The sequence below is a fragment of the Amycolatopsis sp. NPDC059235 genome, assembly GCF_042754125.1.
Classification (GTDB): domain Bacteria; phylum Actinomycetota; class Actinomycetes; order Mycobacteriales; family Pseudonocardiaceae; genus Amycolatopsis; species Amycolatopsis albidoflava.
The window spans coordinates 35,209-49,462 of the sequence record NZ_JBHZAG010000033.1; the positions used below are offsets into that span (position 1 = coordinate 35,209).

Sequence of the window (14,254 nt, forward strand, 5' to 3'; positions counted from 1 at the left end):
GAAACCAGGCCCGGCGCGGGGGAGGCGCGCCGGGCCCGGTGGCTCAGTTCTTGTTGGTGCCCGGGGTGAGCACCTTGTCGATCACGAAGACAGTCGCGTTCTTGGTCGGGATGTTCCCGCACAGGATCTTCGCGCCGTTGACCGTCAGGTTGTCGCCGGACCCCTCGATCTTCAGCGGCCCGCCCGCCGCGTTCAACGAGGTCAAGGTGCCGGCCTGTTCGAGACCCTTGGCGTCGTAACGCTTTCCGACGACGTGGTACTGCAGGATCGGGGCGAGCTGGGTCGGGTTGGCCGCCAGCTCCTTGAACTTCGCGTCGCCGAGGGCGTTGAACGCCGGGTCGGCCGGGGCGAAGACGGTGATGGCCTGCTGGCTGTTGAGCGTGTCGACCAGGTTGGTGGCCTTGACCGCCGCGACCAGCTTCGTGAGCAGCGGGTTCGTCGAGGCGGCGGACGCGACCGGCTGCGGGCCCATCGAGTCGAGCGAACCCGGCGCGCTGCCCTGCGGGAGCTGGGAACAGGCGGGGCCGAAGACCTGGTCGTTGGTGGTGACGCCGGAACTGCTGCTGGACATCGGCGCCGCCGACGAGGGCGTCGCGGAAGGGGCGCTGCTCGAGGCGGTGTTGTCGGTGCTGCTGCCGCACGCGGTGAGGGCGAGAGCAGCGACGGCACCGATACCGGCGAGGCGAAGGGACTTCACGGCAATTCTCCGTTCACAGTGGACTGTTCACCGGGGATTCGGAACCAGGTGGGGACCGGATTGGTCAGGAAGCGATAAAAGTCGTGGAATGCCAGCCGGTGGCTCCGTCGGGCACGGTGCCGGCGCGGGCTTCGGTCTGGGTGTAGCCGGAGTTGTCGGTCGCTCGCACGAAAACCTGGTGCGTGCCGGGTTTCACCGAGATCTGCGTCCACCACATCCGCCAGGTATTCGGATTCACCTCGGCGGACAACGTGGTCGGCTGCCAGGCTCCACCGTCCACTTTGATCTCCACCTTGGCGATCCCGGTGTGCTGTGCCCAAGCGATGCCAGCGATCCGCACCGCGCCGGACGGAACGGTCGCGAAGCCTTTGGGAGTGTCGATCCGCGATTCGGTCTTGATCGGCGCCTGCTCGCCCCAGCCCCGGCGGAGCCAGTACGCCTGCCGGGCCTTCCACGTCGTGACCTCGATGTCCACGACCCACTTGACCGCCGAGACATACCCGTAAAGCCCAGGGGTGACCAGCCGTGCGGGAAAGCCGTGCTCCAGCGGCAACGGTTCGCGGTTCATCCCGAGAGCCAGCATCGCGCCACGCGAACGATCCACTGCGGCGGCGACCGGGGTGCCGGACGTCCAACCGTCCACACTGGAGCAGAACAACTGCTCCGCGCCCGGCCGTACTCCGGCTTCGGCGAGCAAATCGGCGAGATCGACCCCGATGAAGTTCGAAGTGGACACGTAATCGCCACCGACCTCATTGGACACGCACGTCATCGTCACGGTCCGCTCGACCAGCGGCCGGTCGCGGAGATCGCGGTACCGGTACCGGACTTCCCGCTCGACCATCCCGTGGATCCGCAGGCTCCAATCCTCGGTCCGAACCTGCGGAACGGACAACGCGGTGTCGACGCGATAGAAGTTCCGGTTCGGCGTGAGGAACGGCGGAGTCCCGAGCTTGGCGAAGTCCGCGTCGGCGGGGATCGGCGGCGCCGAAACCGCGGGCACGAGCGGGCCGACCGCCGCCCGAGAAGCGGTGGCGTCCCGGGTCCCGCTGATCACCTGCCCGGCACCGCCGAGCACTCCGGCCCCGACGACGGTCCCCACGCTGCCGAGCAAGAACGACCGTCGTGAAGCGTCCGTCGTCTGCTGCCGGATAGCGATCCGGTGCAGCAGAAGGAAAACTCCCGCTCCCACCACCAAACTGACCAGCGGAGCCAGCAACGCGACCGCGGTCAGATCCGGCCGCGCGGCCACCGCGACCCCGCCGATCAGTCCAAACGCGACAATGATCGAAACTCCCGGCCACGGCGATCGCCGCGACAGCACCCCGGCCGCGGCGGACACGAGCAGCAACACCACCGCCATGCCGCCGAGCAGGACAGCTTTGTCGTAGGTGCCGAAGGTCCGCACCGCGAAGTCCTTCACCGGCAGCGGAGTCAGATCGATCGCCCCGTTCCCGACCGCGAGATACGGCGAGGCGTTGACATTGCCGAAGGACGCTGCCAGGTGCCCGGCGGCCAGCGCCGACACCAGAGCGAGGACGCCGCAGAGCGCCGCCGGAAGGATCCGCAGACGGGAGGTCATGCCAGGCATTCGCGGCCGGACCGGCTGCGGATGGGCGCCCGTTGGTCACCCGTCCGGGTAGCGGCGAGGGTCCGGGTCACCTTTTTCGCCGCATTTGTGTGATCTCGTGCACACGCGGCCGTTCTGTCGGCTAAGTTCCCGGACGACTCCGAATGGAGCAGTGGATCGGGAGAACGGGGACACCGATGCGGCGAATGTTGAGCATTGCGGCCTGCCTGGGGGTGCTGGCCGCGACGGCCGCGTGCGGCGGCGGTTCGCTCCCGACCAACCTGCCCAGTGACCAGGCCGGACCGGCCGGACAGCAGCCGCCAGCCTCGTCCGCCCAGCCGGAAGCGGTGACCGCCGATCCGCCGCTGGCGTTCGACACCAGCAAGGGCGTCACGCTGCCCCGCACGGCGCTGCAGGCCAACCTGGGCGGCTCCGTGACGTCGAAGTTCATGACGCTGCGCGACCGCACCGGCTACATCATCGCCCCCGAATCGCTGAGCGCGGTCGACGTCCTCACCGGCGGCGAGAAGTGGAACATCAAGATCGAAGGCCCGGCCGCGGACCCGAACGCGCACAACGGCCCGTTCGTCGAGCAAAGCGGCCCGCGTCCGCCGCTCGTCACGGACAAACTGGTCGTCGGAGCCGTCCCGCTGCGGATGCCCGAGCAGGGCACGACGCCGGGCTACCTCGCGCTCGCCGTCATCGCGGTGAACCCCGAGACCGGTGTCAAGGCCTGGCAGACGAACACCAAGATCGCCGACGACCAGTACGGGATCAGCGGCAATCGTTCGGTCACACACGTTGTCGCGGCCACCGACAAGGCCGTGGTCGCCAGCTTCACGCAGTCGGAGGGCAACCTCACCGTCGGACTGGACCCGGCGACCGGGAAACAGCTGTGGGAGCGCAAGAAATTCGACGCGGGGAGCCTGAACGGCGACGTCGTGGTCGGCGTCGACTCCAACGTGGCCGAGAACTCCTCGATGGTCCAGGCGACCGCCCTCGACGTCGCTACCGGCGCGCAGAAGTGGGTCGCGGCCGCCAAATCGAGCGCGGTCGAGATCATGCAGGGAGACCCGGCGATGGTGGTCCTGAAAGCGAATGAGTACAGCAGCGGGCACGCATTCCTGAAGTTCCTCGACGCGGCGACCGGCGCGGAGAAGTTCTCCGTGGAAGGCACCCGCAACCTGGGCCCCGACTCGTACGGCGACTGCCTGTACGACGAGCAGTCGGTGCTCGCCTGCACCGACTCCGGCGTGCTGACCGCCTACGACGCCAAGGCCGGGACCAAGCTCTGGAGCCTGCCGGACCAGGCCGCGAACCGCGTCCCGCCGGGCGGCCTGACCGCCGCCTGGCACGGCGCGCTGTACGGCTACACCAACGGACGGCAGCCGATCGTCCTGGACGCCAAGACCGGCAAGGACCTGTCCACCAACGTCGGCTACGTGCCGGACTGGGTCAGCAAGTACGCCGCGGCCGGCGTCGACAAGGACGGCGTGCCCAAGGCGTATCCGGTCAAGAAGTAGCTCCGTCGTCGGCGAGAATCTGCTCGCGGAGGATGTCCGCGTGGCCGCAGTGCTGCGCCAGCTCGCGCAGAACGTGCAGGTAGACGAACCGCAGCGGCAGCGGGCCGCGCCGGTTGCCGGGAAGGATGTCGGTCAGTTCGAGCGACGCGGTGGCCTGGCGGGCGTTCTCGCACGCTTCGCGGTGCGCCTGCTGGACGGACGCGATGGTGTCGTCGTCGCCGAGGGCGAACGATTCGTCCGGCGTCTCCGGGATCCCGATCTCGGCGCGCGGACGGCCGGTGACGGCTTCGTCGAACCAGACCTTCTCCACGAAGGTCACGTGTTTGACCAGCCCGAGCAACGTGGTCCGCGACGGCACGAGCGATCGGCGGGCCTGCTCCTCGGTGAGCCCGTCGAGGCAGCGCTGGAGCGCTTCGCGGTGCTCGTCGATGAAGAATTCGAACTGTTTCTTGGCGGCGTCGCCGATCACTGATTCCATGGACACGGGTCCAGCTTGCCGGATCGCCGCGGCCGGGCAAAGCCCCCGCCGGACTGCTTCGGCCGAACCGTCCTCTGTGGACCTTCCGCCCGCGGGAAGCTTCAGGCGATCGCCCTCAGCTCGGACGGGATTTCTCCCCGCACCACCAGCCCGGCCAGTTCGTTCAGCTTCAGCCGCCGCCCGCGGGCGTACGAACGGAGCCGCTCGAACGCTTCTCCCAGATCGACGTCCAGACGCGCGGACAGAATCCCCTTGGCCTGTTCGATCACGACCCGGGAGTCCAGTGCCGATTGCAGCTGGCCGATGATCTCGTCCCTCGTCCGCAACGCCTGGCGCTGCGACAGTGCGGTCCCGGCGGCGTCGGCCAGGGCTTGCGCCAGCCGCAGGTCGTGGGCGGCCGGAACCGACGGCGTCCCGCTGAACAACGTCACCGCGCCGACCGTGTACTCGCCCGCTCTGAGCGGCACGGCGGCGGCGCGAATGACCCCGGCTCGCAGCGCCCGGGCGGTGAAACGGGGCCAGCGCCGCGGTCCGGTGGGCCGCAGCGTGACCGGGGGCAGTACCGCACCGGTGCGGATGGTGTCCACCGCCGGGCCTTCGCCGAGCTCGAACTGGCTGCGAGCCAAGGGGAGGAACGTTTCGTCAGAGGTGGTGAGGCAGTCCGCTTTCCCGGCCTTGTCGAGGACCGCGACCCCGGCGGCCCGCAGGCCGAGCAGCTCGGCCACGCTGGTCGTGAGGTCGTGCAGCAGGTCCGGGACCGGCCGGTCGCAGGCGGTCAGACTGAGCACGGCCTCGGCGACCAGCGTTTCGCGTTCGGTGGCAGGCATGGTTCCCCTCCGGGCAGGCGGGAACCGGGCGCGTGCGGCGAAACGAGTCGACCGGCTGCGCGGCGGTACGACGCCGGCGTCCGCGGCGGTTTGCCGCATCCGTCAAGTGAAGCCCGGATCGGCCCGGCGCGGCCATGCCGGGAACGCAGCATCCCGCGCCGGGCATGCGGAAAACGCAGCCTCCCCGTTCAGGGACCGCGCTGCACGAGGGTCTGGTGCGGGGAACAGCCGTAGGCGGCGCGGTAGGCGGCGGCGAACCGGCCGAGCTGGAAGAAGCCCCATCGGGCGGCGACAGCGGTGACCGTGACGGCGCCCGCGGGGTCGGCGGCCACCAGGTCGGCGTGGGCGTGGGAGAGCCGGACCCGGCGCAGATAGCCCATCGGGGTGGTGTCCAGGTGCCGCCGGAAGGCGACCTGCACCGTGCGGACGCTGACGTGCACGGCCTCGGCGATGTCGGCTACGGACAGGTCTTCGCGGGCGTGCTGGTCGATGTAGGCGACCGCGCGGCGCAGGGTGGCCGAGTGCGCGTCGTGGCGGTCCTCGCCGGTCGGCTCGGTCGTCGCGGTGTTCGGGAACGCGGTCAGCACGCTCGCGGCCAGCAGTTGCGACGCGGCCGAGACGAGCAGCGGCTGCTGGCTCAGTTCGGCGTCGGCGCAGAGGCCCTCGCGCAGGTAAGCGATGGTGCGCCGCAAATGCAGTGCCGCCGCCGGGGAAACCGGCCGGTCGCCGGTGAGCCGCACCGGATCGGGCCTGCGGCCGGGGAGCCCGGCGGCCACCCGGGTCAGCAGGTGCGGGTCGAACATGACGAGGTTGTAGCCGGAACGGCGGATCACCCCGGCGTAAGGCCGGTCGTGCGGGGCGTAGACGAATACGTCGCCGGGCCCGAAGAACCCTTCCTCCCCGTCCGGGAAGTACTGCCGGACGATGGAACCGGAATGCACGTTTCCGAGGCAGATTTTGCCGAGCGTCCCGGCGTCGTGGCTCATGTCGTAATCGAACTCGAGATCGTCCACGCTCACCGGTCCCACGACATTGCGGGAGACGTGCGCCCGGGTCTGCTCGACGTCGCCGCCGATCTGCATCCTGGTGTAGGCCCTGCTGAGGAACTCCTCGGTGACTTCCAGGTCTTCGCTGTCGAAATCGAGCTCTTTCATCACGATTCCCGCCGGTCAGGGGCGTCCGAACACCGCCGCGCTGCCTGCCGGGCAGGCAATTCCGGGCCGGCGGAAATGGCCGTCCCCCGGCAGCGCGCCGAATGCGAAAACGCCTCACCATCGCCGGGCTGCCGGAACCTGCCTTTCCGCCGTGCCAGCGCTTCCGCAACGGTACCGCCTGCCGGGGAAAGCCGGGAGACCGCGTTTTCTCCCGCCGCGCGGGAATGGTCGGGGAAAACGATTTCTTTTCCGAATGCCCGTACTATTTCGCGCCGCCGCCGTCGTCGACGGTCCTCAGTGGACAGTCGAGCACGGGCGCCGTGGACCCCTCCCGGGCCGCGCCGGGATACTGGTGCGCAGAGACCGGCGGAATGCGGAAGGGGCTCGACGGTGACGCGGCGCGGATCCACGGAGCAAACGAAAGCGTGCTGGGAAACCGGTGCGACCACCGAATCCGGACGGATCGGGTGAACCGCCGCCGAATGCCGCGGCTGCCGCGTTTGCCGCGGCGTCCGGCCACGACCGCGGACGAGCAGATCGGCTTCAACGGCGCGTTCGCGGCCGCGCTGACCCGGGCGATCGGCTCGATGCCCGCGCTGTACGTCGTGCTCGCCCTCGTCGCCGGGTGGATGGCGCTGGCGACCTGGGGCCCGCTGCGGGCGGCCGACCCGTACCCGTTCGCGTTCCTGCTGTTCCTCGACAACGTGGTGCAGCTGGTGCTGTGCCTGGTGATCCTGGTCGGCCAGCGGGTGCTGGGCGGCGCGGCGGACCGGCGTTCGATCCAGACCTACGACAACGCCGAGGCCGTCTTCGAGCAGATCGCGGACCTGCAGCGGCATCTCGACCAGCACGACCGGGCGCTCAGCCGCGGCGTGAGCCTGCTGGAGTCGAGCCCGCATCCGTGGATCCAGCAGCACCGGGTGCAGCGGCCGCCGCAGGCGCTCGACCAGGCGGTGAGCGTCAACGGCCGGATCGCGGCCTGGCTGACGCAGCGCCTCGGCAGCATGTGGGCGTTCTACCTGGCCGCCGGGACGCAGGTGGTGTGGATGGGACTGGCCGGGCTGGGCGTGCAGACGCTGGACCCGTACCCGTTCGCGTTCATGACCTTCCTGTCCACGCTGGTCCAGCTGATCTTCATGATCGTGATCATGGTCGGCCAGGGCGTGCTCGGCCAGGCAGGCGACCGGCGGTCCGAGCAGACCTTCCTCAACGGCGAGGCGGTGCTGCACGAATGCCGCCGGATGAAGGCCCGGCTGGAGGCGCAGGACCGGCTGATCGAGGACCTCAGCCGCTACACCCGGGGCGAGCTGATCGAGGATCTCGCGCGGGCCCTGCACGACGTCGCCGGCCATGCCCAGCGGACCGTCCACGCCTGGGTCCCGCCCCGCTGGGACCAGGCCCCCGAGGAGCACAAGGCGGTCACCCGCGCCCAGGCCCGGCAGCTGGGCGAGCATCTGGCGCTGGTCGGCTGCGTGATGGTGCCCGCGTTCGACCCCGCCCTCACCGTCGCGTTCGGCGACGACGAGGTCCTCCTGCTGGCCCAGCGCGAACACGACCGGTGGCGGACCGAACAGTCCTCCGGCGAACTGCCCGACCCCGACCTGGTCGCCTGGGACGACCTGCCGGAACCGGCGCGGACGCGGAAACTGCACGTCGCGCGCAGCATCCCGGGCCTGGTGGCCAGCGTGGGCATGCAGGTGGTCCGCGACGGACGCGCTCGCGGCGGCGCGGGGGAGGAGGACTTCACCGCGGAGGAATGGGCGACGCTGCAGCGGGCGATGATGGCCTCGGGAATCCTGGTCGGGCTGTCGGTCGGCGGGGTCGATTCGGACGAGATGTTCGCGCTGGTGAAAACGCTGCGCGAGGCCAGCGTCGCGCACCCGAGGCGATTCATCCGCGAGGTGGCGGCCTCGTCGGCCTTCGACACGGGGCTGCGGCCGGGCGTCAAGTACTCGGAATACTTGCCGTACGCGGAAAAGACCATCCGCTCAGCCGCCGCGATCGTCGCCGGCACCGCGCCGGCGGAACTGCCGGACTTCCGCGAGTTCCTGGTGGAGATCGCCACGGTCGTCGCCGAAGTGAACCAGGAAGGCGGATTCCTCGGGGTGGGCGCGCAACGCCGGACGCCCAAGGAGGTCGCGGCCATGGACGCCGTCCGCCTGGCCGCCCGGCACGACTGAGGTCACCTGATCGCCGAGGCCGCTCCGACGACGGCTCCGTAGAGCACGAAGACGTTGACCAGCGCGATGAACGACGGCTGCAGCCAGCGGATCAGGCTCGACGGCTGGCCGGGCAACGCGGCGCCGCTGGCGTCGAGCATTTTCTCGCCCGGCCGCGAGGCCAGCAGCGAGACCAGGCCGAACAGGGCGCAGAGCGTGAACGGGAACCACTGGCCGTGCAAGGGATTCCAGAATCTTTGCGCGCCGCCCCAGGCGGCGGACACGGCGCCGGTCATGGCGGCGAAGTTGGTCAGCGACTGGACGGTGACGAAGTCGCTGACGTTCTTGGTGCCCGCCGGCGCCGAGTCGCCGAGGTTGCCGCTCGTCGGTTCGGCCGTCGGGGTGGTGGTGGCGAAGGCTTTGGCCAGGGACATGAGACACCTCGTTGTGACTCGGATTCCCCGAAGTCGCGGCGAGGCGGGGTGCTGTTACGTCACTTCGACCCAGCAGCCACCAGCGTGGCGGTGATCGGCTCCAGTACGGCGATCAGTTCGTCGAGTTCGGCGGCTGTGAGGGCTTCGTACGGTGCGGCAGCCAGCTCGTCGGTCAGGTCTTCGATGCCTTGCTTGAGCTCGCGACCGGCGTCCGTGAAATGTCCGTCAGCGTCCACAAGCCCCCGCTCGCGCAACCCGTCCATGACCGCCGCCAGCCGCTTCTTCGGCAGGTGATGCACCCGCCCGAACGACTCCGGCGGATGGATGTCCATCTCGAGCGCCGACAAAATGTGCGCCTCGGTCCCGCCGATCCGCGCGCCGACCAGCGCGGCGATGTGCCCGTCCCCGCGGTGCTCGCGCAGCATGGTCGCGGAGTGCCAGAGCCGGGCGACCGGGTCGCTCGGCACCGGAAGACTCCGCATTCCGGCGTACATCGGGCGCCCCACGGTGGATGCGCTCGTCGCGGCTTTGGCGGTCAGGTCGGCGGCCCGCACCAAGCCCGGCGAGCTGGCCAGTTCGTCGCCGAGAATCCGGCGCACCGAGGCCGCGCTGCCCCGTTCGCGTGCGGCGACGGACGCCTCGGCCGGGATCGTCTCCCACGCGCTCGGGATGTGCCGCGCGGCCTCGCCCTCGGCGAAGTTGTAGAAAGCCGCGTGCACGACCTCCGCCGGCGGCCGTCCCAACGGTGCGGCGCGGCTGGCGAAATAGCCGTCCCAGTAGGTGCGGTGGCCGAGCGCGGCCAGTTCCTCGTTGCATTCGTCGGCGAAGAACGTGACGAGGCAGATCGGCTCCAGGAGCTCGAACATGCGCCGGGCGGTGCTGGTCATGGGCTGCATCATGCCAGTGCGGCGAGGAAAACTTCGGCGATTTGCCCGCCGAGATCGACCGTCGCGGCCACCCCGTCCGCGCGGTCTGCCTCCGGGGAGCGCAGGACGACCTCGGCGCGATACCGCCCGCGCCGGGTCATCACGTTCAGGGCCTGGGTCGGCTGATCGAGGGAGACCGTCACGGTGTCCTCGCCGGCGAACCGGATCTGGTCGCCGCGCTTGAGGTCCGTCGCTGTCCCATTGATCGTCAGCCGGAGCGGTCCGAGGGCAGTGAAAAGCCGGTCGATGCCCGGGAAAGCCGAGAACGGAGCGTCTTCGAGAAGATCCGCGACGCTGATCCGCCACAGCGTTTCTCCCGAGGGATCGGCGGCGAGCTCCCGCGTGGTGCCTGCTCCGTTGCGCCAGGGGACCGGGGTGACTTCGGACGGGATGAGCATCAGAGCATCTCACCCGGTCTCGAGGGCGGACGCAAACGGTCCCCGCCGGTCCTCCGCGAGCTAGGCCGGGGTCACTGCGGCAAAAGCGTGCGGACCGCGTCGGGGAATCCGGCCACTCCGTCCGGTCCGGACAGCGCCAGGTTGAAGAGAAACCCGGGCAGGAGCGCCAAAATCGCCTGCGCGAGAGCATCAGCCGACGCACCGGTCCAGCTCCCGGCCTCCTGCCTGCTGCGCACGAGACCAGCCACCTCGGCACTCATCTCGGCCGACGCCGCGGTGAGCCGATCGGCCAGTTCCGGATTGCGCTGCGCTTCCGACCAGACCAGCACCGCCATGCCCGCCAGCTGCCGGTCGCGGTGCAGATCGGTCACGGCCTCCAGCAGTTCCGCCATCACCTCGCCGACGCCGTTCTCGCCGGCGCCTCGGTCGAGGGCGGCGCGCAGGACCCCGCTGACGTCGTCGAGATTCTGCGCGGCGACGGCGACGATCATGTCCTCCTTCTTCGGGAAGTACCGGTAGACCGCGCCCGCCGACTTGCCCGCCTCGGCGAAGACGTCCTGCATCGACGTGCGGTGGAAGCCGTTGCGGAGGAAGCAGCGGCGCGCGGCCGCCAGGATTTCCCCGCGCTGGCTGTCCTTGTACTGCTGGCTCACCCTCGGCAACGTCCGCTCCCTCGCCTTGACACTCCTCGCGTCCGCAGCCTAGCGTGAAAGAAAAGCGGATGTCCGTCCTCTTTTAACTCAGGGAGCGCCCTCATGCCGATGACCCCCGTCCCCGACGTCACGCTGACCCCGGTCGCGTCCTTCCCGGAGAAGTACTTCCCGGAGAATCTCGCCGTCCGCGCCGACGGGTCCGTGCTGGTCACCGTCCTTCTGCAGCAGGAGCTGTGGATCGTGGCGGAACCGCAACGGCCCGTTCTCGTGCACCGCTTCGACCACCCCGTGACCGGGATCGCCGAGGTGCTGCCGGACGTCTTCCTGATCAGCCTGACCGAGGGCTACACCACCCACGAATCCCACCTGGCCCGGCTCGACCTCACCGGCTGGACGCCCGGCGAACCGGTGTCCCCGGAGATCGTCTTCACCTTCGACGACCGCGTGCGCGCGCTCAACGGCAGCTGTCTGATCGGCGACGGAGTGCTGGCCGTCGCGGACTGCTTCGCCGGGTTGATCTGGCGCGTCGACCTCGACGCCGAGGCCCGCGGCGGCCAGGCCCGGATCTGGCTGGAGCACGACACGATGGCCGACGACCCGGACGCCGAGGTCGCCCCGCCGCGCCAGCCAGGCGTCAACGGAATCCGGTACAGCGCGCGAACCGGATACCTCTACTACACCTCGACGGCGCAGAAAGTCTTCATGCGAGTGCCGGTCGACCCCGCCACGCTCGACCCGGCGGGGGACGCGGAATTCGTCGCCGCGATCGACAACGCCGACGACTTCGCGCTCGATGAGGAGGCCGGTTTCGCTTACGTCACCAGGCATCGCGCCAACACGCTGGACCGGGTGCCGCTGATCCCGCGGCACGGCAGCGAGGTCCGGCACGTCGCGGGCGAGCCGTTCGACGAACGCCTGGTCGGGCCGTCCAGCGCCGCCTGGGTTCCTGGAGAGGAGGGGCGAGCCCTCTACGTGACCACGGACGGCGGGACGACCGCGCCTCCGGACGGCGTCTTCCGGAACGCGATGCTGCTGCGGGCCGACCTGCGCAGGCAGTGAGCCGATTGTCGTTGCGCTACAGCGGTTTCAGGGTTTGCGCGCGACCCCGGCCAGCATCCCCGCCTCGCTGGGGTCCGCGAAGTCGATGACCGGCGTGTTGGCCCCGCTCTCCTCCGGATGCCAGGCGGCGGTCCACGTGACGCCGGGGTCGAGCAGCTCGAAGTCGCCGAACAGGGCGTGGATTTCCGCGTTCGAGCGCAGCACGTGCTTGCTGACGTTGGTGTCGTACAGCTCGATGACCGCGTGCAATTGGCGGGCGATGTCGTCGGGCAGGCCCTCGTGGGTGATCTGCGACAGGACCAGATACGAACCGGGGGAAAGCATCTCCCGGTACCGCGCGATGGCCTCGGGCCCGAGGTCTCGGCCGTCCGGGCCGGGCTGCTGGATGTGCAGGACCGCGGTGACCAGCAGGGCGAGCGGTTCGTCGAGGTCGACGACGCCGGTGTCCGCGACGGATTGCCACAGCTCGTCCGGTTCGCGCAGGTCGCCCTGGATCACCGCGTGGCGCTCGGGATCGCCGTGGCGCTCCAGCAGGATCCGGGAGTGCGCGACCGCGACGGGCTCGCGGTCGATGTAGACGACGCGGGAGTCCGGCGCGACCTCGTCGGCGATCTGGTGCACGTTGCCCATCGTCGGGACGCCGGAGCCGATGTCGACGAACTGGCGCACGCCAAGCCGGACCAGGTGCCGCACCGCGCGGTGCAGGAAGGCTCGGTTGGCTCTGGCGCAGTACATGCCCGCCGGGAACGCCGCGAGGACCATTTTGCCGAACTCGCGGTCGATGGCCCAGTTGGCCGTGCCGCCGAGATACCAGTCGTAAACCCGCGCCACGCTGGGGCGGTCGAGGTCCACGCCCGGGATGGGCTCTTCAGGTCCTTGCGCCACGCTGCCTCCCCCGCAGTCGTGACCAATCGTATCCAATCCGGGCGATCGCGCCGGACGGGCGTGCTTGCCCGAGTGCGGGTTGTCCGGGTTGGCGGCGACCATCAGCGCAGCGGGACCGAGGCCGCGGGGAGCCGAACCAGGTCCGCTCCCACCCGGCAACACCGGCCCACTTGCCCGGTCTGGCTGGCCTTGGTCCTCGGCCGCCGAAATCGCGTGCCCGAATTTCCCGCGCGCGAAGACGTCGGCGAAAGAATGCTCCGTTCGGCCCATCCGCCCCGCCCCGTACAGCAGTCTGCTGTGGTCTGGACAACAAGGTTTCCGCCAGCCCGCAACGGGAAGCGCCGCATTCCGGGGCCGCGGAACGATCTGTCGGCGGGCGTTGAGTAGGCTGCGGGCAGAAACTTTTATGGGGGAGTCATGACTGACGAAATCGAACCCGCGCGCCGGGACGCCGTCCGTTTTCCGGGAATCAGCCCGAGAGCCTACGAGCATCCGGTGGATCGCGGCGCGCTCGCTACGCTGCGCGCGGTGCCCGGATTCGCTCAGGTGATCCGCGCGGTCTCCGGCTTCTACAACGAACGCGGCGAACGGCTGATGGCGCTGGCCTCGTCAATTCGCGTCGGGCCGCGGCAGTATCCGGAACTCGACCGGCTGCGTCACGAATGCGCGGAGACGCTCGATCTCCCCGCCGTGCCGAACCTGTTCGTCTACCAGGATCCGCGGCTGCAGGCGTCCGCGCTGGGCATGGACGAGCCGTTCATCCGGATCAGCACCGCGCTCGTCGACCAGATGAGCCACGAATCGCTGCGGTTCGCCATCGGGCACGAGATGGGGCACGTGCTGTCCGGGCACGCGGTCTACCGCACGATCATGGTGCGCCTGATCAGCCTTCAGCTGTCGATGTCCTGGACCCCGGTGAGCGCGCTCGGCATCCGGGCGATCATCGCGGCGCTGAGCGAGTGGTACCGCAAGGCGGAGTTGTCCTGTGACCGCGCGGGCCTGCTCTGCGGCCAGGACCCGGCCGCGGCGCTGCGGGCGCAGATCCAGCTGGCGGGCGGCGTGGATCCGTCTCGCATCGACATTCCGTCCTTCCTCCAGCAGGGAGCGGAATACGAGTCGGTCGAAGACATCCGGGACAGCTTGCTGAAGCTGAAAAACGTCGAAACCGAGACCCATCCGTTTGCCGTGGTGCGAGCGACGCAGCTGCAGAAATGGGCCGCGTCGGAGCAGTACCGGGCGATCCTGTCGGGCGATTACCCTCGCCGCGACGACGACGCTCCGACGACGGACTGGAAGGACGACCTGAAGTCCGCGGCCAAGTCGTACAAGGATTCCTGGAATGCTTCGGCGGATCCGCTGACGAAGGTCTTCACCGAAGTCGGGGAAACTGTTGCCGGCGCGGCCAGCAAGGTTTGGACCAAGTTCGGCGGGGATTCGGGAAATGGCAACGGCTGATTCGGCTGCGATGTGCCGGATCCGCGCTCTGCGTCG

The 14,254-nt window shown here is 69.6% G+C and carries 14 protein-coding genes; 4 read left to right on the forward strand and 10 right to left on the reverse strand.

All coding sequences use genetic code 11. The annotated features are described in order from the left end of the window. Positions 1–43: 43 nt before the first annotated feature. Together ACFXI3_RS22150 and ACFXI3_RS22155 are read right to left on the reverse strand one after the other, a co-directional pair. The gene (locus ACFXI3_RS22150; RefSeq protein WP_378401755.1) at positions 44–697 is read right to left on the reverse strand and encodes a fasciclin domain-containing protein; all 654 of its coding nucleotides are present in this window, start codon (positions 695–697) and stop codon (positions 44–46) included. 64 nt (positions 698–761) lie between these two features. Next, positions 762–2,279: a molybdopterin-dependent oxidoreductase gene (locus tag ACFXI3_RS22155; protein ID WP_378401757.1), complete on the reverse strand. Its 1,518-nt coding sequence runs from the start codon at positions 2,277–2,279 to the stop codon at positions 762–764. 194 nt (positions 2,280–2,473) lie between these two features. On the opposite strand from ACFXI3_RS22155, the gene ACFXI3_RS22160 reads away from it, so the two are divergent. After that, complete coding sequence (locus ACFXI3_RS22160; RefSeq protein WP_378401759.1) at positions 2,474–3,790, forward strand: PQQ-binding-like beta-propeller repeat protein; 1,317 nt, start codon at positions 2,474–2,476, stop codon at positions 3,788–3,790. Here ACFXI3_RS22160 and ACFXI3_RS22165 read toward each other — a convergent pair. The 3 genes from ACFXI3_RS22165 to ACFXI3_RS22175 form a co-directional block, all read right to left on the reverse strand. Beyond that, on the reverse strand, positions 3,780–4,268 hold the full coding sequence (locus ACFXI3_RS22165) for a DinB family protein (protein ID WP_344285275.1): 489 nt from the start codon (positions 4,266–4,268) through the stop codon (positions 3,780–3,782). The two genes, ACFXI3_RS22160 and ACFXI3_RS22165, sit on opposite strands and share 11 nt — an antisense overlap. A gap of 101 nt (positions 4,269–4,369) precedes the next feature. Further along, positions 4,370–5,095 carry an ANTAR domain-containing protein gene (locus tag ACFXI3_RS22170; protein WP_378401761.1) on the reverse strand — a complete coding sequence of 242 codons (726 nt, stop codon included), beginning with the start codon at positions 5,093–5,095 and terminating at the stop codon, positions 4,370–4,372. Positions 5,096–5,283: 188 nt separating this feature from the next. Further along, on the reverse strand, positions 5,284–6,249 hold the full coding sequence (locus ACFXI3_RS22175) for a helix-turn-helix transcriptional regulator (protein ID WP_344283495.1): 966 nt from the start codon (positions 6,247–6,249) through the stop codon (positions 5,284–5,286). Between the two features lie 467 nt (positions 6,250–6,716). Here ACFXI3_RS22175 and ACFXI3_RS22180 point away from each other — a divergent pair, with 467 nt between their 5' ends. Beyond that, positions 6,717–8,429: a DUF1003 domain-containing protein gene (locus ACFXI3_RS22180; RefSeq protein WP_378401763.1), complete on the forward strand. Its 1,713-nt coding sequence runs from the start codon at positions 6,717–6,719 to the stop codon at positions 8,427–8,429. Positions 8,430–8,431: 2 nt separating this feature from the next. Here ACFXI3_RS22180 and ACFXI3_RS22185 read toward each other — a convergent pair whose 3' ends face one another. The 4 genes from ACFXI3_RS22185 to ACFXI3_RS22200 form a co-directional block, all read right to left on the reverse strand. Further along, the gene (locus ACFXI3_RS22185) at positions 8,432–8,842 is read right to left on the reverse strand and encodes a hypothetical protein (RefSeq protein WP_378401765.1); all 411 of its coding nucleotides are present in this window, start codon (positions 8,840–8,842) and stop codon (positions 8,432–8,434) included. A gap of 59 nt (positions 8,843–8,901) precedes the next feature. Continuing rightward, a complete protein-coding gene (locus ACFXI3_RS22190) occupies positions 8,902–9,729 on the reverse strand; it encodes a MarR family transcriptional regulator (RefSeq protein WP_378401767.1) in 828 nt (275 codons plus the stop codon). A gap of 8 nt (positions 9,730–9,737) precedes the next feature. After that, positions 9,738–10,166 carry a HutD family protein gene (locus tag ACFXI3_RS22195; RefSeq protein ID WP_378401769.1) on the reverse strand — a complete coding sequence of 143 codons (429 nt, stop codon included), beginning with the start codon at positions 10,164–10,166 and terminating at the stop codon, positions 9,738–9,740. 71 nt (positions 10,167–10,237) lie between these two features. Beyond that, positions 10,238–10,819 carry a TetR/AcrR family transcriptional regulator gene (locus tag ACFXI3_RS22200; RefSeq protein ID WP_378401829.1) on the reverse strand — a complete coding sequence of 194 codons (582 nt, stop codon included), beginning with the start codon at positions 10,817–10,819 and terminating at the stop codon, positions 10,238–10,240. Positions 10,820–10,921: 102 nt separating this feature from the next. Between ACFXI3_RS22200 and ACFXI3_RS22205 the strand changes: the two genes are divergently transcribed. Continuing rightward, positions 10,922–11,878 carry a hypothetical protein gene (locus ACFXI3_RS22205; protein ID WP_378401771.1) on the forward strand — a complete coding sequence of 319 codons (957 nt, stop codon included), beginning with the start codon at positions 10,922–10,924 and terminating at the stop codon, positions 11,876–11,878. A 27-nt stretch (positions 11,879–11,905) separates the two neighbouring features. Here the strand turns inward: ACFXI3_RS22205 and ACFXI3_RS22210 are convergent, their stop codons facing one another. Continuing rightward, positions 11,906–12,763 carry an SAM-dependent methyltransferase gene (locus tag ACFXI3_RS22210; RefSeq protein WP_377927205.1) on the reverse strand — a complete coding sequence of 286 codons (858 nt, stop codon included), beginning with the start codon at positions 12,761–12,763 and terminating at the stop codon, positions 11,906–11,908. A gap of 417 nt (positions 12,764–13,180) precedes the next feature. On the opposite strand from ACFXI3_RS22210, the gene ACFXI3_RS22215 reads away from it, so the two are divergent. After that, complete coding sequence (locus ACFXI3_RS22215; protein WP_378401773.1) at positions 13,181–14,218, forward strand: M48 family metallopeptidase; 1,038 nt, start codon at positions 13,181–13,183, stop codon at positions 14,216–14,218. Positions 14,219–14,254: the final 36 nt, after the last annotated feature.